A 23,743-nucleotide genomic window follows, 5' to 3' on the forward strand; every position below is an offset into this window, starting at 1 on the left:
CACGATCGTTGGTCGGCGAGGCGACCGTCCACCATCGAGCCGTTGCAGGCCGCGGCCCGGTGCCCCAGACTTGGCGGATCATCGGGGGTGTCGGCGGGCCAGGCGAGGTGGCGGTGGACGGTGTCGTACGACGCTCGGACCCGCCACCCGCGCGAGGATTCCTCGCCCGACTGCCGAGCGCCATCCGCGAGGAGCTACTCGGCCGCGGCCACGCCTGCCGCTACGAGCCGGGCGACCTCCTGCTCCTCGAGGGTGGCACCGACACGTACGTGATTTTCCTGATCAGTGGTTTCGTGAAGGTGACGAACAACGTGGAGGGCGTGGAGGCGTTGGTCGCCATTCGCGGCGCGGGCGACATCGTCGGAGAGTCGGCGGCCCTCGCCGATCTGCCCCGCATGGCCAGCGTCACCGCCTGCGGCGTGGTGACCGGGTGCCTGGTCACCGCCGAGGCCTTCCGCCACGTCCTCAATCGGCATCCCGAGGCCGCCCGGCTGGTCACCACGACCGTGGCCGAGCGACTGCGCTGGGCCAACCAGCGCCGCGCCGACTTCGTCGCCTACCCGGTGGAGATGCGGGTGGCCCGGGTCCTGGCCGAGATCACCCGAACGCACGGGCGGCAGGCTGACGACGGCAGCGTGGTCATCGACGTGCCGTTGAGTCAGCCGGAGTTGGCGACAATGGTCGGCGCGGCGGAGGCTACCGTCCACAAGGCGTTGCGAGCGCTGCGGAAGGCGGACCTGATCCGCTCCGGTTATCGCCGCATTGCGATTCTGGATCCGGCCGCCCTGCGGCGGATGGCCCACGAGCCTCCCGACCGGATTTCGTAGCCGAACGTTCGTCCGGGTCGCATGATCGGTGCTGGACCGACCCCGCTTTCGATATCCGTTCGGTCGAGCCTTTGACACCTTTGGTCGACGCGACGACCGCTGCACCGCGGCAAACATTCATAACGTCACATTGAGCACCACGAACCTCTCCCTATTCATGCCTTCTCCATGCCGCACATCCCAGTACCGTGCACGGGATCGGCCGGGAAGAGAACGTCGCCACTGACCGATCCTCGGTCCCTCCCCTACTCGTCACGTGGACCGGAGACAATGACTGATCTGAGCAGCCTGCACCGGCAGATGCACCGCACCCACGAGCTGGTCGCCTCCCTGGGGCAGGCCATCGGCCAGGTCGACACCCGGGTCGGCGTCCTCGGGCAGAAACAGGAGGCCGCCCGGAGCGATCTGCTCCAGCTACGGGCGGATTTCGCGGAGTTCGTGGAGCAGGCCAAACGAGACGCACGTGTCAGCGACGCCAACCTGAAGATTCTCAAGCTCAAGGGCGAACTGGAGCACCAGTTCGGTCACCACGACGTGGTTCGTCGCACAGCGGTGGGCATGCTGCAGGCGTTCGACCTCGGGCTGGTGCGCGAGGAGACGGTCCGCGCCATCGGTGAACAGCTGATGGTGCAAACCCCGCGGTACTGGCTCGCCCCGGTGCTGGTGGCGCTCGCGGCGTGGTCGGGAGACGACCCGGACCGGTGCGTCCGAGCGGTGGAGGAGGCGTACCGCCGGTCGCCGGGCCACACGTCGCTGTTTCTGACGTTGGTGCTTCGACGGCAGGGACGACGATCCAGCGCCGTGCGATGGCTCGAGCACTACCTCGAGGCGCAGGACCCGGCGGCACTCAACCGCGAGTTCGCGGTCGTTCTGGAGGCGGTCGCCCAGGGCGCCTTCGGCCCCGGTGGCCTGGAGGTCGTCCGAGGCCGGGTCGACGGCTGGCACCGCCTCCTGCTGGACGACGAGGCCGTCACGCTCGCCCAGGTCAACCGCTGGCGACGGGAGATGGAGACACACGTCCAGCCCGACGCGGTCGCGAACGACTTCCCACGTCTGGCCCACGCCTCGCCGGAATGGCCCGAGTTGCACCGTGCCCTGGCCTGCGCCGAGGCCCACCAGTCGATCGTCGACCGCTACCGCGAGTTGATGAACGCGGACGTGCCGCCGAGCAGCGGCATCGAGGATGCCATCGACGACATCCTCGATCAGTTGGTCGAGGAGTACGACTTCGAGGAACTGCCGCTACGCCGGGAACTCGTGGTCAACGAGGCGATCGTCGCGGCCCGCGGCAGCCTTACCGAGGCGCGGGCGGTTGAGCGTGAGTCCACCGCGCTGAACGACACACGGGACTACCTCACCATCCAGACGGAGTCGGCCCTCAATCCGGACGAGATCGGCGTGTCGACGCAGACCCAGCGACTGGCGGTGGCCTTCTGCCATGACTGGATGGGTACGTCCCACGCGGCGTTCACCCGCGACTACCGCGTCGCGCTGCCCGGCGTGGTCTCGGTGACCTTCGACCTCACCGACAACCTCGGCCTGCCCGGGCTGCGGCTACCGCGGTGGACCGGCTCCTTCGATCAGCCGGTGAAGGTCCTGGAGCAGTCCCTGAGCGCGCACTGGAACCGACACGCCGAGCGGTTCCTGAGTGGCCTCACGTTCGAGTGGCACAAGCGTGTCGTCGCGCCGGCGGTGGTGCTCCTCCTCGTCCTGCTGGTCGTGTCCGTCGTCGGCGCTCTGTGGCTGGGCATTCTCGTGACGCTCGGAGCTGGCGTGATCTGGGGCATGGTGCTCAAGTCGCAGGCCGACGACGCGGCCGAGGAGCAGCGGAAGGCCCGCGAGCGCGTGGCGCAGGCCACGAAGAGGTCGCTGGTGGAGCTGCGAGCCGCCGGTGCGGAGCTGAGCGACTGGACGAGTCGGTTCAGCGCGGCGGACGCCAAGGAGGCGGACGTGAAGACCCTCATCGCCGATCTCGCCACGGTCGGCGCCCCGAGCAGCCCGTACGAGCGGCGCGTGGTCGGCCGCCTTGAGGAGGCATGACATGACAGCTCAGGATCCAACGACCGATCCCGCGTCCGACGCGCCAGAGGAGGCCGGGGCGCAGGGCGTCCCGTGGGCGCGTCAGCCGAACCCGGCGAGGCACCGAACGACGAGTCGCGCCCGACAGATCGTCGAAACGCTTCCCGACTGGGAGCCGATGCCGCCGGGTGTGGTCGTCCGCCGGCCCCGGCAGGACTGACGCGTGGCAGTCACCGGCAGCGGCTACCAGGCCTGGGTAACGTTCCTGGACCGGTGGCGAGCCGGCCAGGCAGACGATGCGCGAGAGCTTCCGCTCCTCGCCGAACAGGATTACCCGGCCGACAGCTGGGCTCGGCTGATCCGACGGATGACGGAGGTGTTGGCGTCCCGTCTGCGCGCCTGGGCCGACGGGCTCCTTCGTGCCATGGCCGACGCCAGGGACGAGTTCGAGGTGGCACGTGCGCTGACGCAGTCCCGGCAGGGCCTCGCCGTCATTCGGGCGGTCGCGGCTCATCCAGGTCTGCCACCACAGCTGTCGCGCCAACTCCTCGACGCGGTGAACGAGGCGATCAGCGCTGCCCAGCAGGCACTACTGGACAACATCGAATCGGCCCGCCGTGCCGGCGTGGACGACCGGATCGTCCAGGCCCGGCTCCGCACCCTTCGCGACAACCCGATCACCGTGCACACCGCAACGGCTCCACGGCGAACCGACGCCTGGTCGTGCGACCCGTCCCGGCCACCACGCCGGCAGATCCTCATCGATCCCCCGCCTCTGCGTCCCGAGGAGTAGCGTGTCCCATTACGACGAGGCCCGCCGGGATCTCGACAGTTACATCGCCGCCCGGGTCCCGCTCATCGGCATCCGCAGCGCCGAGCAGTCGCGCGCGACCCGCCTCCTGCGGGAAGCCGCCGCGGCCCCGCGCAGAGCAAGCTTTCCCTTCTGGATCTACACCCGGGCCACCGGCCTGCGGGACCTGCGGACCAACAGCCCGGTCCAGGAGGACCGGTCGCTTGTCGCCGCCATGGAGTTCGCCGCGGCTCAGGTGACCCGGCGGGCGCAGGCCACGATCGTGTTCGTCGAACCGGACGACCTCAGCGGGGACTCTCCCGTCACCCGGCACATCGCGGAACTGGCCCGCCTCGCGGACACCCAGTCCGGCAGCATCGTGCTGATCACGGACACGCCGATCTGGAGCGGTCTGCAACGCCTCGGAATGAGCATCTCGCTCGATCCGCCCAACGCCGCCGAGATGTACGGCATCGTCGTCGAGTTCCTCAAGGAACAGCAGGGCGCCGTCACCATCGACTGGGCCGAGGCGGAAGCCCGGCGCGCGGCCGAGTTCCTCGTCGGAGTGCCGGAAGGTACCGCCATCAACATCCTGGCGACCATGGCCGCCGCGGGGCGGCTACGGCGGGAGGACGTGGACCGCCTCGCCGAGATCAAGGACAAGCACTTCTCCGACCTCGCGGGCCTCGAACGCGTCCCGCTCGGCCAGAACGATCACAAGATCGGTGGACTGAGCTCCCTGCGCACCTGGTTGGACCGCCGTCACCAACTCATGCTCTCCGATCTGCGTGGCGCCGGGCTGCGTCCCCCCAGGGGTGTGCTCCTGGTCGGCGTACCCGGATGTGGGAAGTCGCTGTCCGCCAAGGCGGTGGCGTCCCAGTGGCGGTTACCTCTCTACCGCCTCGACTTCGCCGCCATCCTCGGCATGTACGTGGGGCAGTCCGAGGCTCGGCTGCGCGAGGCGCTTGACCTGGCCGACCGCACGGCCCCCTGCGTCCTCTGGATCGACGAGATCGAGAAGGGGCTGGCCGGGCAGAACGACTCGACAGGTGTCGGCCGCCGCCTGGTGGGGCAGTTCCTGTTCTGGCTGCAGGAGTCGCCCTCCCGTGTGTTCGTCGTGGCCACCTCGAACGACATCCGGTCGCTACCGCCGGAGTTGCTGCGCAAGGGGCGATTCGACGAGCTCTTCTTCGTCGACCTCCCCGACGACACGGATCGGGCGGAGATCATCCAGCTCTATCACCGTCGGTACGTCCACGAGGAGGTACCCCCGGACCTGCTGGAGAGGTTGGTGGCCCTCTCCGACGGATTCGCCGGCTCCGACATCGAGTCCGCACTCGTCGAGGTCGGGTACGAAGTGATGCTGCTGGAGGGCAAGGGCACCGTCCGGGCGGACTTCGTCGTCGACACCTTCGTCAACACCAATCCGCTCAGCCGCACGCACCCGGAGGAGATCGCGGAGATCCGGGCCTGGGGCCGCGATCGGGCGGTGCCCGCCGGCGCGGCCGGAACTCCCGGCGCGGCCGGTCCTGGCGCCCGCCGTCGAGTGATCGTTCCTGGCGACGCGTAACTCGGAGGATGAGATGAGCAGCGACAACCAGCCCGACCGTGGGGCGATCTGGAACGTCCGTGACCTCGTCGGAGACCTGGCCGACGAGGTGCCTCCGCATCCACCGGCGGCTGCTCCGCGGACGTCGGCTCATCAGCTTCCGGCGACCGGCGACTCGTCCTCCGCTCGCGCCCGCGACGTCGGCGACGCCTCCGCTGGGCGCCCGGTTGACATCGCCGCCGAGGCGCCCGCCGCGAGAGCGGCCGAACCGCCGTGGCGAGGCGAGCTGCTCGGCCCCGAGGTGATGCCCGCGAACACGAGCGGGACCTCGATGCGGACCCTCACCATGTGGGCGGGGATCGCACTTGTGGCGGTGCTCGTGGTGGCCGTCGCGGTGGCGGTGGGGCAGGACGGTGGCGCCCAGCCAGGATCGTCTTCCGTCGGTGCGGTCCCGACGGAACCCCGCGAAACTCCCGTCGACGGGGATCCGGGTGGTCACGACCCTTCGGAGGAGCCGATCCCCTCCGCCACGACGATCCTGGATCCGGAGGACGAGGCCCTGTCGGCACTGCACGAGCTGAACGGTCAGGACCTGCCCACTGTGTCGCTGGAAGGCCGGTACGCGGCACAGCTCGCGTCGAAGACCGTGGGCATCGTGGATCCGAACCAGGTCGCGGAGAACGGCTCACACACCTTCTACGCACAGGACATCCTGGCCGAGCACAACCGCCTGCGGCAGATGTTCACCGGCGAGGCCCGGCTGGTCCTGCTGCTCAGCACGGACTACGGACGACAGCAGCTACTCGGTGGCCAACCCCTCTGGGTCACGTTCGCGCTCGTGCCGGATTCGTCGAAGGAGGGTGTCGCGACCTGGTGCGCCGCGCAGTTCCCGTCACTCAGCGCGGAGGCCCTGGAGAATCAGTGCGTGCCGCGCCGGCTGAACCCGCTCGGCGCGTCGGCTGGCTGACTCCGACCGGGCCGAGAAGTGTGTGCGGGTAGGGTCCCAATCATGACGATTCCCCATCTTGCGGCAGCCGACGGCACCACCCTGCCGGCGATCGGGCTCGGCACGTACCGGCTGAACGGCTCGGCGGGTGTCGACGCGATCGGTCGGGCGATCCGGGCGGGCTACCGGTTGATCGACTCGGCGGTCAACTACGAGAACGAGGGCGCCGTCGGTCGGGCCGCCCGGTCGGCCGGTGACGTGCGGGACGAGCTGATCGTCACCTCGAAGCTGCCGGGGCGGCACCACAGCTACGACGAGGCGTTGACCACCATCGAGGAGAGCGTCTTCCGCACCGGCCTCGACCGGGTCGACCTCTACCTGATCCACTGGCCGAACCCCAGTGTCGACAGGTACGTGCAGGCGTGGCGGGCGCTGATCGAGGCGCGTGAGCGCGGCCTGGTCCGGCACATCGGTCTCTCTAACTTCCTGCCGGAGCACATCGACCGGCTGGTGGCCGAGACCGGGGTGCCCCCGGTGGTCAACCAGATCGAGGTGCACCCGTACTTCCCGCAGCAGGAGGCGCTCGACTACCACCGCGAGCACGGCATCCTCGTGCAGGGCTGGAGCCCGCTCGGCCACGGCAACGACCTTCAGAAGCACCAGGTCATCGGGGAGATCGCGGACGCGCACGGCGCCAGCCCGGCGCAGACGATCCTCGCCTGGCACGTGGCCCGTCAGGTGATCCCGCTGCCCAAGGCAGCCTCCCCGCAGCGGCAGGTCGAGAACCTGGACGTCTTCGGCATCACGCTCACCGACGGCGAGGTCGAGACCATCACCGCGCTGGGACGCCCGGACGGGCGACTCGCGGACCAGGACCCGGCGGTGTACGAGGAGTTCTGACGAACCCGATCCGCTGATGGTCAGCGGTGGGGAGAGAAGTCGGCAGCCTGGACGTACTCCATTGCCTTGGTGAACTCCGGGTCGTCGAGCCGTCGGCCCATCTCCTCCTCGGTGGGCTCCGCCACGCGCTGGTGGATCCACCACAGGTTGCCGAGCGGGTCGCGGAATCGGCTGACCCGGTCGCCCCAGAAGAGTTCGGTCGGCTCGGTGACGACGCTCGCGCCGCGTTCGACGGCTCGGCGGAGCACCTCGGCGTCGTCGGTGACGTAGAGACGCAGGAAGGCGGGCGTGGCCGGCCACTGGGGCTTGTCGAACATCATCACGACCGAGTCCCCGATACGGACCTCGGCGTGGCCGATCACCCCGTCCACCTCCATGCGGGCCAGTTCGGTGGCGTCGAAGACGCCGACGATGAAATCGATCAGCGCGCCCGTCCTCCCCGGCGAGATGATCCAGGGGGTCACGGTGTGGTAGCCGTCGGGCACAACCCTCATCGGTCCGTCTCCTCATTCCGGTGCGGCGTCCGCGCACCTGGATGGACGACGGTAGACCCGATCTAGGCTGGCAATTGTCCTAGATCGGTACCCATCATGGGAGCATGCGCGACACGCCAGCCCGCTTGTTCCGACTGCTCTCCCTCCTGCAGACGCCCCGCGAATGGCCCGGCAGCGAACTCGCCGAGCGTCTCGCGGTGACCCCGCGGACCGTGCGCCGCGACATCGACAGGCTGCGGGAACTCGGCTACCCGGTCCAGGCCAGCCTGGGCGCGCTGGGCGGCTACCGGCTGGTCGCGGGTAAGGCGATGCCTCCGCTGCTGCTCGACGACGAGGAGGCGGTGGCCATCGCGGTCGGTCTGCACACCGCGGCCCGGCAACCGGTCACCGGCATCGCCGAGGCGTCGGTGCGGGCGCTCGCCAAGCTGCAGCAGGTGCTGCCGCCGCGGCTGCGGCGCCACGTCGGCGCCCTCACCGCGGCCACCGTGTCGTCGACCGCGGCGGCGGTGTCGCTCGTCGATCCGGCGCAGCTCGTCGTCCTCGCGGCGGCGGCCTCGGCCCATGAGCGGGTCCGCTTCGACTACCGCGACGGCGACGGCGGCGTGAGTCAGCGGCTCGTCGAACCGCACCGGCTCGTCGTGGTGGGCCGTCGTTGGTACGTCGTCTCCTACGACAACGAGCGCGAGGACTGGCGCACGTTCCGCGTCGACCGCATCGGACACACCACCACCACCGGGGTACGGGTGCCGCCCCGCGAGCTGCCCACCGACGACGCGTCGGCGTTCGTGACCAACCAACTGCACAGCCTGGCACCGGTGTTCCGGGCGGTGGCGACGCTCGCGTTGCCGGCCGAGCGGGCGGTCGCCCGGCTGGGCGACCATGCCGGAGAGCTGGAGCCGCTCGATGACACGTCGTGCCGTTGGCGCAGCCCGGAGGATACCGTCGACTGGCTCGCCTTCCGACTCACGCTGCTCGGGTGCGACTTCATCGTCCACGAGCCAGCGGAGCTGGTCGACCACCTGCGGCGGCTCGGTAACCGCATCACCCGCGCCGTGGCCACACCGGGAACGGACCGTCCGGGCGGGCGGATGCCGTGATGAGCGTTATGACTGTGGGGTATGGATTTACCACTGAGTCATAACGCCACCACCACGTCCGCCGCCGGCGGGCGCGAGCGTCATCCCACGCCGGCCGACGAACGCCCTAGACGAGCCCGCCGAGGGCCGGGTCGCTGATGCTGTCCTTGCCGTTCTCCACATGACCCGCGCAGCGGTACGCGAAGTCGGCGTCACCGGCGACGTGGACCGTCAGGTCGTACCAGCCGTGGGTGCGGGCGAGCGCCCACGTGGCGCGCTCGGTCGCGCCGGGGCGCAGCGACAGCGTCACCGGACGGGCGTGGTACCCGTCCCGGACGGTCACCTCGACCCGCTTCGACCCCCGGTTCGTGAGCGTGAGGGTGAGCTTGTCGTCGCGCTCGTGGTACTCGGGGGTGACGTCGAGATGGGAGCGACCGTCGGTGAACCGCCGGAAGAACCCGTTCGGCCCGTGCACCGACAGGTCGTACCCGGAGGTGGCGGGCCAGGTGTCCGTGAGGTGCTTGCCCGGCTCGACGGTGTAGCTGCGCGGGGCGTCCGGGCTGCCGGCCTGGCGGACCTGGAAGACCGCGGCGACCCCGCCCGCGTTGCGGAAGTCGATCCGGAGCGCACGGGCGTCGACCCGGGCGTCGGCGTGCAGGGTGTACGGGATCGCGCGCGCCGGGCGTACCCCGTGCTCCTGCTTCGGTAGCCGCTGGTCGGCCGGCGGGACCAGCACCTCGTCGGGGTGCCGGATCAGCTCCTCGGGCTTGAAGTCGTCGGTGTCGGGCAACCTGACCTCACGCGAGCGGTTCGGGTGCCGGAAGTCGAAGGCCGTGGTCAGGTCGCCGACGACGGCGCGCCGCCACGGGGTGATGTTCTGCTCGATCAGATCCGGGCGGCCGTGCCCGAACCGCGCCTCCAGGAACTTGATCAGTGAGGTGTGGTCGAAGACCTGCGAGTTCACGTAGCCGCCGCGCGTCCACGGCGAGACGATGACCATGGGTACCCGGATACCGAGGCCGTACGGCCCGGCCGGGTGGTCGGCGTCGCCGGGGAAGATCTCGTTTGTGGTCGGCACCGTCGACTGCCCGTGTTCGCGGGTCTGCGGGGGCGTCGGCGGGACCACGTGGTCGAAGAAGCCGCCCTCCTCGTCGTACGTGATGAAGAGCGCCATCTTGCTCCACACCTCGGGGTTCGCGGCGAGGATGTCGACGACCTGGGAGATGTACCAGGCGCCGAACGCCGGCCCCCAGTTCGGGTGCTCGGTGTACGCCTCGGGCGCGGTGATCCAGGAGACCTCCGGCAGGCGTCCCGCCTCGACGTCGGCGCGGAAGTCGGCGAGCAGCGCCTCCGGGTCGCGGCCCTGGGTCCTGATCTCCGTGCCGGTCTTCGCCTTCTCGGCGAGCGGTGTTCCGGGCTGCGCGTTCTGGTACGTGTGGAAGTAGAGCAGCGAGTTGTCGCCGTAGTTGCCGATGTACGGGTCGTTCGTCCACCCCCAGGAGCCGGCGGCGGTGAGGCCGGTGCCGACGTCCTGGTAGATCTTCCAGGAGATGCCGTTGCGCTCCAGCCGTTCCGGGTAGGTCGACCAGTCGTAGCCGGCCTCCGCGTTGGTGATGACCGGGCCGCCGCCCCTGCCGTCGTTGCCGACCCAGCCGCTCCACATGTGATAGCGGTTCGGGTCGGTCGGGCCCATCAGCGAGCAGTGGTAGCTGTCGCAGACGGTGAACGCGTCGGCGAGCGCGTAGTGGTAGGGCAGGTCCTGGCGGGTGTGGTAGGTCATCGCCGGGACGCCCTTGTTCGGCACCCACCCGTCGAACCGGCCGTCGTTCCAGGCGGCGTGGCCGTCGTTCCAGCCGTGCGGCGGGTCCGGCAGGAAGGTCTGGCCGAGATCCTGCACCTCGGGGCGGAACGGCAGCAGCTCGTCGTCGCCGTTGGGCTGGTGCCACACGTCCTTGCCGGACGGCAGTGTCGCCGGATGGGGGTCACCGAAGCCGCGTACGCCGCGCATGGTGCCGAAGTAGTGGTCGAAGGAGCGGTTCTCCTGCATCAGGATGATGACGTGCTCGACGTCCTTGATCGAGCCGGTCCGGTTGTTCGCCGGGATGGCGAGCGCCTTGCTGAGGTCCAGCGGGAGCGCCGCGCCGATCGCGGGAACGCCCATCGCCTTGAGGAAGGTACGTCGATCCACCGTGCCCATAATTCCGCCTTTTGTGCGATCTGGTCGAGAAACTGGCGACCGGACGGTACCGACGGCGGGTTGACGGCAGATGACAGTAGTTAGTTGGTTTTGCGACCGTTCGACGACCGGCTCCGCGCCGCGCTCGGGCTCATCCCGTGCACACGTTTGAAGGCAGCGCTGAAGCCGAAGGCGTCCGCGTACCCGAGGTGCCGCGCCACGGCGGCGACCGTCGCCGTGGATTCGGCAAGCATGTCGGCCGCCAGGGTCATGCGCCAGTCGGTCAGGTAGGTCAGCGGCGGTTCGCCAACCAACGCGGTGAACCGGGTGGCCAGTGTGGACCGGGAGACTCCCGCCTGCGCGGCGAGGCTGGCCAGGCTCCACGGCCGGCCCGGCGCGTCGTGCATGGCGCGCAGTGCCGGACCGACCGTGTCGTCGCTCAACGCCCGGTACCAGCCGGGAGCCTCGGCCTCCGGCTGGTCGAACCAGTCCCGCAGCGTGCACACCAACAACCAGTCCAGGAGACGGTCCAGCACGACCTGCCGGCCGGGCCGAGCCGCGTCGAGCTGCGCGTCCAGGTAGTCGCGTAGCGGGGCGCAGTCCTGCTCGTCCGGGACGACAAGCACCGGCGGCAGCGCGCCCAGCAGTCGTTGGGGCACCAGACCCCGGACGTGGTACACCCCGACCAGCAGCACCAGGCGGTCGGTGCGATCCGTGCCGGGCGTGCCGGTGTGGCCACGCCGAACGTCGCGGAGTTCCCCGGGCGCGAAGCTCGACCGTGGCTCGGCGGAGAAGACGAACGGGGCCGGGCCGCGTACGGTCGCGGCCTCCCCGACCCGGACCAGGCGGGGCTTGTCGCTGTCGGGGTGGGAGATCCACCCCTCGCCGCGCATGGGGACACAGAGCGTCAGTGGCGCGCCGTCGGTGAACCGCAGCGCCCCCGGCGGGGTCAGCACCGACCGGCCGAAGGCCGCACCCTCGGCGTGCACGCCCCGCAGCAGACTGTCGAACGGGTCCATGACATCGACGATAGATCGCCGACGACGGGGCCCGGACGATCGGACATGCGCGGCGTACGACGGCACATGTACCGTGCGCGACCGGCCGCGTTGACTTGTGGTCATGACGACAGACGCGGGTTCGATCCTCGTGCTGGCCGGGACCGGTAAGACCGGTCGTCGGCTGGTGCGGACGCTGCGAGCGGCGGGTCAGCAGGTCCGGGCCGCCTCCCGCTCCGGTGAGGTGCGGTTCGACTGGTCGCGGCAGGCCACCTGGGGACCGGCCCTGGCGGGGGCCTCGGCGGTCTACCTGCTGGCCCCGGAGGACCCCGCGCTGGCCGCCGGCTTCGTGGCGCAGGCGGTCGACTCGGGGGTCGGCCGCTTCGTGGCGCTGTCCGGGCGTGGGATCGACCGGGTCGGTGACTTCTCCCCGGGCATGGTCGCCGCGGAGGAGGCGGTGCGGAAGTCCGGCATCCAGTGGACGATCATCCGGCCGAACAACTTCAACCAGAACTTCAGCGAGGACCTGTTTCGCCAACCACTGCTCGACGGTCGGCTGGCCCTGCCGATCGGTGAGACCCCGGAGCCGTTCGTCGACGCCCAGGACATCGCCGACGTGGCCGCGACGCTGCTGACGTCACCCGGGCACCACGAACAGGTGTACGACCTGTCCGGTCCGAGCGCGCTCACCTTCGCCGAAGCGGTGGCGACGATCGCCGCGGCGTCCGGGCGTTCGATGCGCTACGTGGAACTCACGGCGGAGCAGTACCAGGCCGAGCTGCTCGCCGAGGGTTACCCGGCGGAGACCGCCACGGCGCTGAACGCCCTGTTCGCCGGGATGCGGGCGGGACATCTCGCCGAGCCGACCGACGGGGTGCGTCGGGTTCTCGGACGTGACCCCCTCGACTTCGACAGCTACGCCGCTCGGGCCGCGGCGGCCGGCGCGTGGTCGTAGCTCCGCAAGCGGCGTAACGGGTGATCTGCCCGCATACTCCGAGCACCCCGACGTACCGTGAGGACGTGCCGACGAGAGACGTACTCACCAAGGCTGACCTCGCCGAACGACGCCGCTCGGCGCTCGGGACGGCCGACCCGCTCGGTGTCGCCGCCGACCTCGCCGAGGCGGCGGAGCAGGGCCGGCTGGAGGATCCGGACGACGCCGGCGACGCCCTGACCCTGGCCGCCGAGATCGCCGAGATCCGGGCGAGACCCGAGGCCGCCCTGCGGTACGCGGAGCGGGCCCTGGCGGCGTACCCGTCCGGGGACGACGCTCGCGCCGGGTTCGCGCGGGCGCTGCGGGCCCGGGCCCTGTTCCGGGCCGGCGGTCGCGACGACGAGGCGATGGCGGAGCTGACCGCGCTGCGCCCGTCGCTGCTCGTGCGGCCCGACGCCCCCGCCTACCTGAGTGCCGCGCTGGACGCGGCCGGTCGTTCGTCGACCGCCGAGACCTGGCTGAGCGAGGCGGTCGACACTCTGCTGGGCGACCGCGCGACAGCGGCCGGGACGTCCGGGCAGGCGATCACTGCGACCGACCCGGTGGCGGACCTCGGCCCGCCGGACGCGCCGGGTGTCCTCTTCTTCCTCCTGCAACAGCGGCACCGGGTACGCCGGAATCTGAACCTGCCGCACGATCGGCAGGACGATCTGGCCGACCGGCTGGAGTCGCAGCTCGTGCGCCGGGCCGGAGAGCGCCGCGACGCCGGGTCGGACCTGCTCTTCTGGCCCCGGGCCGAGTTCGATCGGCTGCTCGCCGAGCACGCGACGCTGAGCGAGGTGTACGGGCCGGACTGGGACGCGCATCGGGGCCGGCTGGAGACGGAGCTGGTCCGGCTGCGGGGTGCCGGTCAGGCCGGGCTGGGCGTGTTTCGCGCAGGCGTGGACGGGCTGAACGCGTTCGCCGGTCGACGGGACGGCGACCCGAGCGACGCGGCGGTCCGGGCCGGCTACGCGGCTGAGGTGCAGGCGCGACCCAGCGCGCGGATCCCCTGGCCGCCGGAGCGCAACGACGCCTGCTGGTGCGGCTCGGGCCTCAAGTACAAGAAGGACTGCCTGCCGCGCTCCCGGTAGGCGGGGGCATCGGCGTCGCCCCGGTTGCGACATAATCCCGAGTGTGGCGAAGGGTAGACGGCGGGGAATCGTCGGCGGAGTCGCGCTGCTGGTGGTGGCGCTCGTCGGTGCCGGTCTGTGGCACTATCTCCTCCGCCCGGACGACCCGACCCACGACAGTGCCGTGGCCGACGCCGCGAAGAAAGTCGACCAGGTCCAGGCCACATTCGTGGCCGACCACCTCTACCAGGCCGACAAGTACGTGCACGCGGCCGGCCAGTACCCCGACGTCGCGGTGCTCACGGTCACCGGTGACACGCACTGGGGGACCGGCGTGACGCTGGTGCTGCGGGTGGCGGGGCACGGGGTGGAGATCGGCGCGGACGGTTCGGTGATCGACGAGAGTGACGAGGCGATCTGCTTCCGCCTGCGGCTGGGCCCGCGTGACGACCGCCGCGACGACGACATCGAGTGCCCGCCGGACGATCCCATCCAGGTCGCCGAGGACCCGTCGCTCTACGAGGTCGACGAGCGGCTGAAGAGCGCTCTCGCGACAGTCGGCCCGGACGAGGCCGCGGTCCGCGCGGCGATCGACGGCCTGAAGCTGGACCCCGCCATCAGGACTGAGGTGACCGCACAGAACGGCCGGGTCGGCGTCGCCCTGCGGGCCGCGCAGTACGACTGCCTCCTGGCCCGCGTCACCGGCAACGGTGCGGAGCTGTGGCGGCCGGCACGCATCCAGTTGGCCCCGGGTGAGCTGTCGTGCGACACGCGGACCTCGCTGAGCGGCTATTTCGGTAAGGGCCTCAGGTGAGTCCCGCTTCCTCGGGAGTCCGCTGATGCGAGCCGGGTCGGCCCGTCGCGTGGCGGCGTCCACGGTCGCGGCGCTGCTGACGGCGCTCTGCGTACCCCTGGTGGTGCACCTGGCGCGGCAGGATCCGGCCCCGGTGCTGGCCCGGGCGGCGGCGCAGCAGGGCCCGGCGCCGGTGGCGAGCCACGACCAGCGGCACTTCGCGGTCACCTGGGCCGCCAGCGCCGAGCGGCTGGGCGCCGGGCCCGCCGAGCGCAGCTACCGGCTCGTCGTCCGGACCAGCGTCGGTGGGGACGCCCTGCGGATCCGGCTGACAAACGCGTTCGGCGAGCACCCGGTCACCTTCGTCAGCGCCTACGCGGGGTTGCAGCGGCAGGGCGCGGAGCTGATCCAGGGCAGCAACCGGCCGCTGACGTTCGGCGGTCAGACCTCGGTCACCGTCCCGGCGGGCGAGGTGGTCATGAGTGACCCGCTGCCCGGCGAGCTGGCCGCGGCGAGCAACCTCGTCGTGAGTCTCCACGTCACCGGCGCGCTGGGCATGCGCAGCGGGCACATCCTGGCCCTCCAGACGTCGTACGCCAGCGCGGGTGATCACGCCGCCGAGGAGGCCGCGACCAACTGGGCCGAGACGCTCAGCTCCTGGTACTGGTTGGACGCCGTCAGCGTGCGGACGTCCACAGCGGTCGGCTCGGTGGTCGTCCTCGGCGACTCCATCACCGACGGGTTCGCCTCCAGCCCGGACACCAACCGTCGGTGGCCCGACTACCTGTCCCGGCGGCTCCACGCCACGCCGGACAGCCCGGTGCGGGGGGTGGCCAACGAGGGCATCTCCGGCAACAAGGTGCTCGCCGGCGGCGCCGGCCCGGCCGCGCTGCGCCGCTTCGACCGCGACGTGCTCTCCCATCCGGGCGTCGACACGGTGTTCGTCCACCAGGGCATCAACGACATCAAGGCCCACACCGGCGTCACGCTCGACGACCTCACCGCCGGTTACCGGCAGTTGGTCGACCGGGCGCACGCGGCGGGCCGGTGCGTCGTCGGCGCCACGGTCATGCCCTACCGGGGCTGGCCCGAGTACGACAACGCAGGTGAGGCAGTGCGCCAGGGCGTCAACGACTGGATCCGGCACAGCGGCGTGTTCGACGCGGTGGTCGACTTCGACGCGGTCACCCGCAGTCCGCACGACCCGCGGGCGCTCCTGCCGCTCTTCGACAGCGGAGATCATCTCCACCCCAACGACAGGGGCATGCGGGCGATGGCGGATGCCGTCGACCTGGCCGTCCTGCGCTGCGACCGCTGAACCCTCCGGCCCCGGCCGGTCGCCGTGGCGGGCCGGGCCGGAGCGCCGCTGGTGATCTCGGGGGCTGACACGCCCCGGCGCGACCGATACCGTCCATCTCTGGACGATTGACGTCCACCCGATGCCTCCGGAGGAGACGCCGATGTTCGAGGAGTTCATGGGCCTCCCCGCCCACCCTCTGGTGCTGCACGCCGCGGTCGTGTTCGTCCCGCTGCTGGCCCTGTTGACGGTCGGCTACGCGCTCGTCGCGCCCATCCGGCCGCACACCCGCTGGGTGCTGGGGCTGCTCGCCGTGGGCGCTCCGGTCGCCGCCCTGTTGGCGAAGCTCTCCGGGGATGCCTTCTTCGAGCGCATGCGCTCGGCCAATCGGATCACCCCCGAGTTCCTCCCGAAGATCGAGGCGCACCAGGAGTTCGGCGACATCACGTTCTGGGCGACCCTCCTGTTGGCGATCGTGGCGCTGGCGCTGGTCCGGTTCGTCCCGCCGCGGGCCGCCGAGGCGAACGCCACCGGTGACGGGCGGCCGGGTCGGGCGTTGACGGTGGCGTTGCAGGTGCTGTCGGTGGTGGCCGCCGGCATCGTCGTCTACTACGTCGTCCGCACCGGCGACTCCGGCGCGAAGGCGGTCTGGGAGGGTCAGTGACCCCTCAGGCGACCTCGTCGCGTACCCACCAGGACACCGCGACGAGCCAGCCGGAGATGAGCACCGCTCCGACGGCGAAGCGGATGCTCGCACTCTCCTCGCTCCAGGGCAGGGCGGTGAGCACGAACGCGACGGCACCGCTGGCGGCGCTGTAGAGCGCCCATCCCCGGTGGCCCTGGGGGGCGAGACGTCGGGCGAGCAGCAGTCCGGCCGCGATGAGCGACAGGAACGCGGCCGCGCCGCACACCGTGTGCAGGATGCTGCCCGTGCTGGCCTGCTCGGGCAGCCCGCTCGGGGCGCCGGGTGGCCAGCCGAGCGCGGGATCGGGGACGAAGACTCCGCCGCCGACCATCGCCACCCCGTAGACGCCGACCAGCACCGGCACCACAGTCCCGGCCCGGCCCGGACGCAGTGCCCGCCACAGGCCCACCGCGAAGGCGACGGCCAGCACGCCGGTGCCCGCGAACGCGATGACCTGCAGCCAGCCGAGGTCACCGAGGGTGAGTGCGCTCACGGCGTGCCGGCGCAGGTCGAAACCGGACCGGGTGAACGCCTGCCCGAACGACAGGGCGGGGAAGAGAACGCCGGCTGCCGTGCCGCAGCCCAGTAGGAGTCGCGTTCGGCGGAGGTGGGTAGCGGTGACTGTCGTCCGGGACGTCATGGACGTACCTCTCGGGTCGGCGTCTCGTTTCACCGTCACGACGAACGAGGCGACCCCGGATCGACACCGCGACGCAGAACGGTGGTGCGGTCCGACCGGGGCCGAACCGCACCACCGCGTCGACCGTCAGCCGGCGTGGTACGCCCGGATGATGGTCTGGTCGATGCCGCTACCACCGTTCGCGGCGGCCTTCACCCGCAGCGAGACGGCCTGCCCGGCGGCGGCCTTCGGCAGGGCGAGCCGGTAACCGTCGCCGCTTGCGGTGACCCGGGCCGACGTCCAGGTGGCGCCGTCGTCCGTCGAGGTCCAGGCCCGCACCGACGTCACCTTCTGCGCCTTGACGCCGTGCGCCTGCCGGATGGCCAGCTCGGCGGTCGCGCCGGTGACGTGGTTGGCGGTGTCCATGGGCAGCGCGTAGTCCACCGCGAGCAGCGGCAGCGGGACACTTCCCGTCCCGTCCGGCCCGGCGGACCGGAACGTCCAGGAGGTGGTGACCTTTGTCGAGATCGGCAGGATCAGGCTCGTGTCGACGTCGAGGTTCAGTCGGTAGTCCGCCATCTGCTGCGGCACGGTGAAGTCGGCGAGCGGCCTATTCCGCTCGTCGACGAGCTTGCCGTCGCGGTACAACGACAGCTTGCGGTTCACGCCTATCGAGTCGCCCTGGAGGCAGTCGGCCCGCTGGTGCTTGTCGGTGAGGGTCACCAGGTCGATGTGCAGGTTGCCCCGGGTCCGCGACGGCGCGGTGGCGCAGCTGTGGCCGACGCCGGCCGGGTCGTCGTACCAGCCGGAGTGCAGCGGCTGCCGCGCCCAGACCTTGGCCTGCCGGCTGCCCGGCTGGTAGCTGCGGGGTGCCTCCTGGGCCGACAGGCCACCGTAGACGCCCTCGTCGGCCCAGAGGTAGCCGGGCGACAGGTAGTCGGTGCGGTACGGCGGCAGGTTGCCCTCGTGGGTCTCCGTGACCCACACCCCGTCCGGCGTGAAGCCGGTGCGGATCAGCTGGGTGGACATCCCCTCCGAGTCCGCCTGGTGGAACCGTTCCTCGATCCGGGCGAGTTTCGCCTGCTCCGCCGCGTTCACCCGGAACGCGGGATCGGCCGGTACGCCGAACGGGTACTCGTGCACCAGGTTGTAGCGGTACGGCTTGGCCGTGCCGGCCGGGGCGTCGAGGTTGACGGCGGCCCAGCTGCGAAGCGATCCGACACCGGGCTTCGGCAGGGCGGAGGCGCGGACGGCCGTCGCGGTCCCGTACCCGCTGACCTGGTTCCACACGGACAGCCCGTTCGCCGCGGTCTGCACGTTCGTGAGATCGATTTTGGTGGCCTTGGTGGCGACGCCGTCGACAGTGGCCGTCACCGGCCTGGCGCGCGCCGGGTCGAGCGTCACGCCGCGGTTGCCGGTGACGGTCAGGTCGGTCTCGCCGACAAGTGTCGTCTCCAACACGTCGCTGTCGACGTAGTAGGCGACCGAGGCGCCGAGCACCGAGTACCGGCCGGCCGGCACCCGCAGCGTGAAGTCGTCGCCGGGCGCACCGCCCGCCCCGCCGTAGAAGATCACCGGGTCGGTGAGGTTGGTGATCGCGAGGTTGATCCAGCTCTCCGCGCCGTCCTTCAGACCGGCAAGCGGCTTCGTGCGGATGGTCAGGTCGTAGCTGGGCTGCTCGACGTAGAAGCTCACCGGCGTGGTCGCGACCAGCGTGCGGCCGGCGGTGCGGGCGGTGACGGTGGCCAGGTAGAAGCCCGGCCGGGCGGCCAGCGCCGCGCGGTCGACCCGCAGGGTCGCCCCGGCGGTGGCGCCGCGCTTGAGTGTCACCCGGTTCGTCGACAGCGACGCCGCGCCGCGCGGCACCGGCTGGCCGTCGTGGTTGACCACCGACACGTCGAGGTCGAGGACGCTCGTCGCCGGGGTGGCCGCTCCGGTCCAGCTCAGCTTCGCCTCGCTGGTCCCGGACTGCGGGTACGCGAAGGTGCCGAGGTTGACCACCGCCTGGTCGCTGGTCGGGCCGCCGAGGGCGCGGGCCGCGTTGAGCCGGCCGGCGCCGACGGCGTACGCGTCGACGCCGGTCAGCGGGTCGGCGGCGCCGACGAGCGCGGCCTTGATCTGCGCGCCGGTCCAGTCCGGGTGCCGCTGGACGAGCAGCGCGGCGGCGCCGGCGACGTGGGGGCTGGCCATCGAGGTGCCGCTGATCGCCTCGTAGTGCGTGTCGATCGGGTCCTGCAGGTTGGTGCCGGCGGCCCGCGCGGCGACGATGTCGACGCCGGGTGCGACAAGCTCCGGCTTGGCCACGTTGCTGGTGACGAGCGGCCCGCGGCTGGAGAAGTCGGCGAGCGTGTCGTCGCGGTCGACCGCGCCGACGGTGAGCGCGCTGGCGGCCGAGCCCGGCGAGGAGATGGCCCCGCCGCTGTTGCCGGCGGCGATGACGAACAGCACGCCGGTCTGCTTGCTCAGGCCGTCGACGGCGAGCGAGAGCGGGTCGTTGCCGTCGTCCGGGTCGCTGCCGCCGAGGCTCATGTTGATGACGTCGGCCCGGGCGGCGGCCCACTCCATGCCCGCGATGATCCCGGAGTCCTCGCCCGAGCCGCGGTCGTCGAGGACCTTGCCGATCACCAGCTTGGCGTCCGGCGCCACGCCGCGACGCTGCCCGTGCGCGGCCGCGCCGGTGCCCGCGATCGTCGACGCGACGTGCGTACCGTGGCCGTTGTGGTCGACGGCGTCACCGCCCTCGGCGGTGAAGTCAGACCTGTCGACGACCCGGCCGACCAGGTCCGGGTGGGTGAAGTCGGCGCCGGTGTCGAGCACCGCGACCCGGACGCCGGCGCCGGTGTAGCCGGACTTCCAGGCCTCGGGTGCGGCGATCTGTCCCAGGTTGCGGTCGAGGTCCCGCTGCTGTCCACCGCCGGTCAGCGCGGTCGCGCGGACCTTGCGGTCGAGCCAGACCTTCTTCGCGCCGGCGAGCAGCGAGGTGGTCGCCAGCTTCGCGGTGGCCGGGCTCTTCTTGGGTACGCGGCCGGCCACCGCGCCGATGCTGGGCAGCGGCAGTACGTCACCGAGCGCGGCGACCCGGGCGGACGCGGTGGCGGGCTGCACGATGAGCGGCAGCTCCGCGGTGTTGTCGTCGTCGTACCCGTCGGCGATCAGCGTGGTGACGTCGAAGAGGTCGGGGTCGAGGACCGAACCGATCTGGGACGCGACGCGAGCCGGGATGACGTGCAGGTGCCCGTCGGGGCCGCAGGTCTGGCGGATCACCGCGTTCTCGTCGGCGGGCCGGACGGTGGCGTGCGGGCATCCCGAGCCGGTGCTGCGGACGGTCACCACGTCCCCGGTCAGCAGGGTGACGGTGTGCGTCCTGCCGTCAGCAGAGGTGGCGGGTGGGCCGGTCCGGCCGATGCCGCTGGGTCCCGCCGTGGCCGTGCCGCCCGGTAGGGCGGTGAGCGTCGTCGCCGTGACGGCGACGGCCAACAGCCACCGTGTTTTCCTGAGCATGGTGCTCCTGTCTTATGTGGACGAAAGCGCCTCTTCGGGCGACTTCCCGCAAGATCATATGCACGAGTACGTGATCTTCGGAGGTCTTCGACGACAGGTTTTTCCACTGGTGTGGCCCGGATTTCCGCAGCGTGTCACCGTCCGGCTCGGTTCGATGACGTTTCGATTGCCGTCCTCGGCGTCCAGAACGGCACATTGTGAATAAAGGGCACATCCCGGTTCGAAGGCATCGACGGGACCCGAGCCCGGACCTAGCATGGCCACGAATGGATCTTCGAGATAGGCCCCTGCCGAGACCCGGCGACCAGCCCAACCGAAGGGAGACGCGCATGCGTCGACCCCGCCATCTGGCACTCCTGAGCGTCGGCGTGTCCGGCGCCCTGGTCCTGACCGCGGCCCCCACCGCGACCGCGGCCCCGCCCACGACCGCCACGCCCACCGGCATCGTGGTCAGCGACGGCATGACCCAACCGGTGTTCTCGCTCGCCGACGCGATCGAGGAGCGGGTATTTGTCCAGACCCCTGTCGACACCGATCACGACGGTCGGCCCGACCGGGTGGCGATCGACATCTCCCGTCCCCGCGAAACCGCCACGCAGGGCTTCAAGGTGCCTGTCATCTTCGAGCACAGCCCGTACCGCAAGGGCACCTGGGGTGACGTGCCGTACCCGAGCGTGCTCGTCGACGACCTGCCGCAGAACGGTCGGACCGACCGGGCCGGGCGTCTGGGGCTCGACGCGGGCGCCCAGCGGGCCCAGGCGAAGGCCAACCTGCCCGGCTCGCTCGACGACTACTACGTGCCCCGCGGGTACGCGGTGGTGCTCGGTCAGAGCGTCGGCACCGGCGACTCGGACGGCTGCCCCACCAGCGGCGACCAGGCCGAGACCCTCGGCACCAAGGCGGTCATCGACTGGCTCAACGGCCAGGCGTTGGGATACGACGCGAACGGCGCCCCGATCACCGCCGGCTGGACCACGGGCGCGGTCGGCATGACCGGCGTCTCCTACAACGGGACGCTGCCCAACCAGGTGGCCACCACCGGGGTCAGGGGACTCAAGACCATCGTGCCGGTCTCCGCGATCAGCAGCTGGTACGACTACTACCGGGCCAACGGTCTGGTAGTCGCCCCCGGCACGTTCCAGGGTGAGGACCTCGACATCCTGGCCCAGTACACCGCCGGCCAGGCCCGCGCCGAGGGACCCTGCGCCGACGAACTCGCGACCATCACCGCGGAGCAGGACCGGGTCACCGGCGACTACTCGGACTTCTGGCGCGACCGCGACTACCTCGACGCCCGCAACGTCACGGCAAGCGTCTTCGTCGTGCACGGCCTCAACGACTGGAACGTCAAGACCGAGCACTTCGCCGGCTGGTGGGACCAGCTCGCCAAGCGCGACGTGCCGCGCAAGATCTGGCTGCACCAGGGCGGCCACGGCGGCCCGGGCAGCAGCGCGTCGGTGACCCTGCCGAGCGGCCAGACGTGGACCTACAAGCAGACCGAGAACCGCTGGTTCGACTTCTGGCTGTGGAACGTGCGCAACGGCATCATGGACGAGCCGACCGCCGTGCTCCAACGCGAGGACCGCGCCTACACCACGTACGCCAACTGGCCTGACCCGGCGGCCCGTGCGGTCGGGTTGCGGTTCGCCGCCACCGACGCCACCGCCCCGGGCGCGCTCACCACGGGCAAGCCACCGAAGGGCAAGATCGAGCAGAGCTTTGTCGACGAGGGCCGGACCATCCACCCGGATACCCTGGTCGCCAACCCCGACACGGCGAGCGCGAACCGGCTCGCCTACCGCTCCCCCGCGCTGACGTCGGACGTCCGCATCTCCGGACGTCCGGAGATGCGGCTGCGGATGGCGATCGACAACAAGCCCGACGCGAACCTCACCGCGTACCTGGTCGACTACGGCCCAGCCGGGTCGACCGCCGCCCCGACCGTGGTGACCCGGGGCTGGATGGACCCGCAGAACCGCAAGAGCGCCGCCCGCACCGAGCCGGTCAGGCAGGGCAAGCTGTACGACTACCGGTGGACCATGGAGCCGAAGGACTACATCTTCCCGGCCGGGCACCGGATCGGCGTGGTCGTCTTCTCCAGCGACCAGGAGTACACCCTCCTGCCGTTGGGCGGCACCGAGCTGCGGGTAGCCCCGAACGACAGCGAACTACGACTGCCGGTGGTCGGCGGGCGGAGCGTCCTCGGGTTCTGATTCGCCCCCGCGCTCCCGGGCGGGGCCGCACGGGCTGGTCCCGCTCGACCTGCCCGACGATTCATCTCCGCGCTCCCGGGTGGGGCAGTCCGACGCGTTCGGGCTGCCCCACCCGCATGTCGCGACCGCATGTCGCGACCGCTGCGCCGCTGTCGCACCGCCCGTGCTGTCGCACCGCCCGTACTGCCGCGCAGGTGTCGCCGGCCAACACGCAGCGACGTGATTCACTCGGCTTCGTTGATGTCGGGGTGTCCCCGCCGCCGGGACGCCGCGATATCACCAAACCCGAGTCGATCACGCCATCCGTCCGCCGTGCCGGGTTCGCCGGCACACTCACCCCGCGTCGGACCGGCCCAGCGCCCTGCCCAAGTCCGCATGATCGTGCTCGATCTTGGATGTAGTGGCTCGTGGCGTGAGGAGGGCCTGTTTCCTGGATCGAGCACGATCTTGCGGGACGCGAGCTTCCGCACGACGGGATGACCCGGGCCAAGCCGAACCACACCACACGCGCCACCCCAACCAGGCCGACCCAGACAACGCGCCGCCCCGGGGTTCGGACCGGTTCGGGGCGTGCGAACGGCGCAGACCAGCATGATCCACTCGGCCTTCATGAGGTCGCGGTGTTTCCGGCGCTCGGACTCCGCTACTTTCAGGAACGCGAGTCGATCACCTCCATCGTCCGCCGTGTCCGTATCGCCGGTGGGCGCGCCGGGCCGATTGTCGGGTTTGGGTGGGGGTGTCGGGTGGTCGGGGCCACCCCGGCGGCGGAATCGGCGGCCGGGCCGGGTCGTTATACCTGGCAGACCACCGCAAC

Annotated in this window: 19 protein-coding genes; 14 read left to right on the top strand and 5 right to left on the bottom strand. The window is 71.1% G+C overall.

Features of this window, described 5'->3' with window-relative positions:
* Nucleotides 1-59 precede the first annotated feature (59 nt).
* The 6 genes from ACLQ29_RS33400 (at nt 60) to ACLQ29_RS33425 (ending at nt 7,031) form a co-directional block, all read left to right on the top strand.
* Nucleotides 60-827, top strand: a complete 768-nt coding sequence (locus ACLQ29_RS33400) for a Crp/Fnr family transcriptional regulator (RefSeq protein ID WP_425775359.1) — start codon at nt 60-62, stop codon at nt 825-827.
* Nucleotides 828-1,097: 270 nt separating this feature from the next.
* Nucleotides 1,098-2,867, top strand: coding sequence for a hypothetical protein (locus tag ACLQ29_RS33405; RefSeq protein ID WP_425775360.1), 1,770 nt, complete (start codon nt 1,098-1,100; stop codon nt 2,865-2,867).
* A 202-nt stretch (nt 2,868-3,069) separates the two neighbouring features.
* Complete coding sequence (locus ACLQ29_RS33410; protein WP_425775361.1) at nt 3,070-3,639, top strand: hypothetical protein; 570 nt, start codon at nt 3,070-3,072, stop codon at nt 3,637-3,639.
* Between the two features lies 1 nt (nt 3,640).
* Nucleotides 3,641-5,206, top strand: a complete 1,566-nt coding sequence (locus ACLQ29_RS33415) for an AAA family ATPase (RefSeq protein WP_425775362.1) — start codon at nt 3,641-3,643, stop codon at nt 5,204-5,206.
* Nucleotides 5,207-5,219: 13 nt separating this feature from the next.
* Nucleotides 5,220-6,152, top strand: a complete 933-nt coding sequence (locus ACLQ29_RS33420) for a hypothetical protein (RefSeq protein WP_425775363.1) — start codon at nt 5,220-5,222, stop codon at nt 6,150-6,152.
* A 42-nt stretch (nt 6,153-6,194) separates the two neighbouring features.
* On the top strand, nt 6,195-7,031 hold the full coding sequence (locus ACLQ29_RS33425) for an aldo/keto reductase (protein ID WP_425775364.1): 837 nt from the start codon (nt 6,195-6,197) through the stop codon (nt 7,029-7,031).
* A 20-nt stretch (nt 7,032-7,051) separates the two neighbouring features.
* Here the strand turns inward: ACLQ29_RS33425 and ACLQ29_RS33430 are convergent, their stop codons facing one another.
* Entirely contained in the window at nt 7,052-7,525 is a 474-nt protein-coding gene (locus ACLQ29_RS33430) for a VOC family protein (protein WP_425775365.1), read from the bottom strand.
* Nucleotides 7,526-7,629: 104 nt separating this feature from the next.
* Between ACLQ29_RS33430 and ACLQ29_RS33435 the strand changes: the two genes are divergently transcribed.
* On the top strand, nt 7,630-8,622 hold the full coding sequence (locus tag ACLQ29_RS33435; RefSeq protein ID WP_425775366.1) for a helix-turn-helix transcriptional regulator: 993 nt from the start codon (nt 7,630-7,632) through the stop codon (nt 8,620-8,622).
* 106 nt (nt 8,623-8,728) lie between these two features.
* Here ACLQ29_RS33435 and ACLQ29_RS33440 read toward each other — a convergent pair whose 3' ends face one another.
* Nucleotides 8,729-10,798 carry a phosphocholine-specific phospholipase C gene (locus ACLQ29_RS33440; protein WP_425775367.1) on the bottom strand — a complete coding sequence of 690 codons (2,070 nt, stop codon included), beginning with the start codon at nt 10,796-10,798 and terminating at the stop codon, nt 8,729-8,731.
* 80 nt (nt 10,799-10,878) lie between these two features.
* Nucleotides 10,879-11,796: an AraC family transcriptional regulator gene (locus ACLQ29_RS33445; protein ID WP_425775368.1), complete on the bottom strand. Its 918-nt coding sequence runs from the start codon at nt 11,794-11,796 to the stop codon at nt 10,879-10,881.
* Between the two features lie 103 nt (nt 11,797-11,899).
* On the opposite strand from ACLQ29_RS33445, the gene ACLQ29_RS33450 reads away from it, so the two are divergent.
* The 5 genes from ACLQ29_RS33450 to ACLQ29_RS33470 all read left to right on the top strand — a co-directional run bounded on the left by ACLQ29_RS33450 (nt 11,900) and on the right by ACLQ29_RS33470 (nt 16,575).
* A complete protein-coding gene (locus ACLQ29_RS33450) occupies nt 11,900-12,730 on the top strand; it encodes an NAD(P)H-binding protein (RefSeq protein WP_425775369.1) in 831 nt (276 codons plus the stop codon).
* A 65-nt stretch (nt 12,731-12,795) separates the two neighbouring features.
* Nucleotides 12,796-13,842, top strand: a complete 1,047-nt coding sequence (locus ACLQ29_RS33455; protein ID WP_425775370.1) for an SEC-C metal-binding domain-containing protein — start codon at nt 12,796-12,798, stop codon at nt 13,840-13,842.
* A gap of 43 nt (nt 13,843-13,885) precedes the next feature.
* Nucleotides 13,886-14,635 (top strand): hypothetical protein, encoded by a 750-nt coding sequence (locus tag ACLQ29_RS33460; RefSeq protein WP_425775371.1) that lies wholly within the window; start codon nt 13,886-13,888, stop codon nt 14,633-14,635.
* Nucleotides 14,636-14,660: 25 nt separating this feature from the next.
* A complete protein-coding gene (locus ACLQ29_RS33465) occupies nt 14,661-15,932 on the top strand; it encodes an SGNH/GDSL hydrolase family protein (RefSeq protein ID WP_425775372.1) in 1,272 nt (423 codons plus the stop codon).
* Nucleotides 15,933-16,074: 142 nt separating this feature from the next.
* Complete coding sequence (locus tag ACLQ29_RS33470; RefSeq protein WP_425775373.1) at nt 16,075-16,575, top strand: DUF2231 domain-containing protein; 501 nt, start codon at nt 16,075-16,077, stop codon at nt 16,573-16,575.
* A 4-nt stretch (nt 16,576-16,579) separates the two neighbouring features.
* On the opposite strand, the gene ACLQ29_RS33475 is transcribed toward ACLQ29_RS33470, so the two are convergent.
* Nucleotides 16,580-17,236, bottom strand: a complete 657-nt coding sequence (locus ACLQ29_RS33475; protein WP_425775374.1) for a DUF998 domain-containing protein — start codon at nt 17,234-17,236, stop codon at nt 16,580-16,582.
* A gap of 126 nt (nt 17,237-17,362) precedes the next feature.
* Complete coding sequence (locus tag ACLQ29_RS33480) at nt 17,363-20,716, bottom strand: S8 family peptidase (RefSeq protein ID WP_425775375.1); 3,354 nt, start codon at nt 20,714-20,716, stop codon at nt 17,363-17,365.
* Between the two features lie 329 nt (nt 20,717-21,045).
* On the opposite strand from ACLQ29_RS33480, the gene ACLQ29_RS33485 reads away from it, so the two are divergent.
* Together ACLQ29_RS33485 and ACLQ29_RS33490 are read left to right on the top strand one after the other, a co-directional pair.
* Nucleotides 21,046-22,929 carry a Xaa-Pro dipeptidyl-peptidase gene (locus tag ACLQ29_RS33485; RefSeq protein WP_425775376.1) on the top strand — a complete coding sequence of 628 codons (1,884 nt, stop codon included), beginning with the start codon at nt 21,046-21,048 and terminating at the stop codon, nt 22,927-22,929.
* 620 nt (nt 22,930-23,549) lie between these two features.
* Nucleotides 23,550-23,743: hypothetical protein (locus ACLQ29_RS33490; protein ID WP_425775377.1), on the top strand; the 194-nt coding region annotated here is incomplete at its 3' end.

The sequence above is a fragment of the Micromonospora sp. DT228 genome (assembly GCF_049841595.1).
GTDB lineage: Bacteria > Actinomycetota > Actinomycetes > Mycobacteriales > Micromonosporaceae > Micromonospora.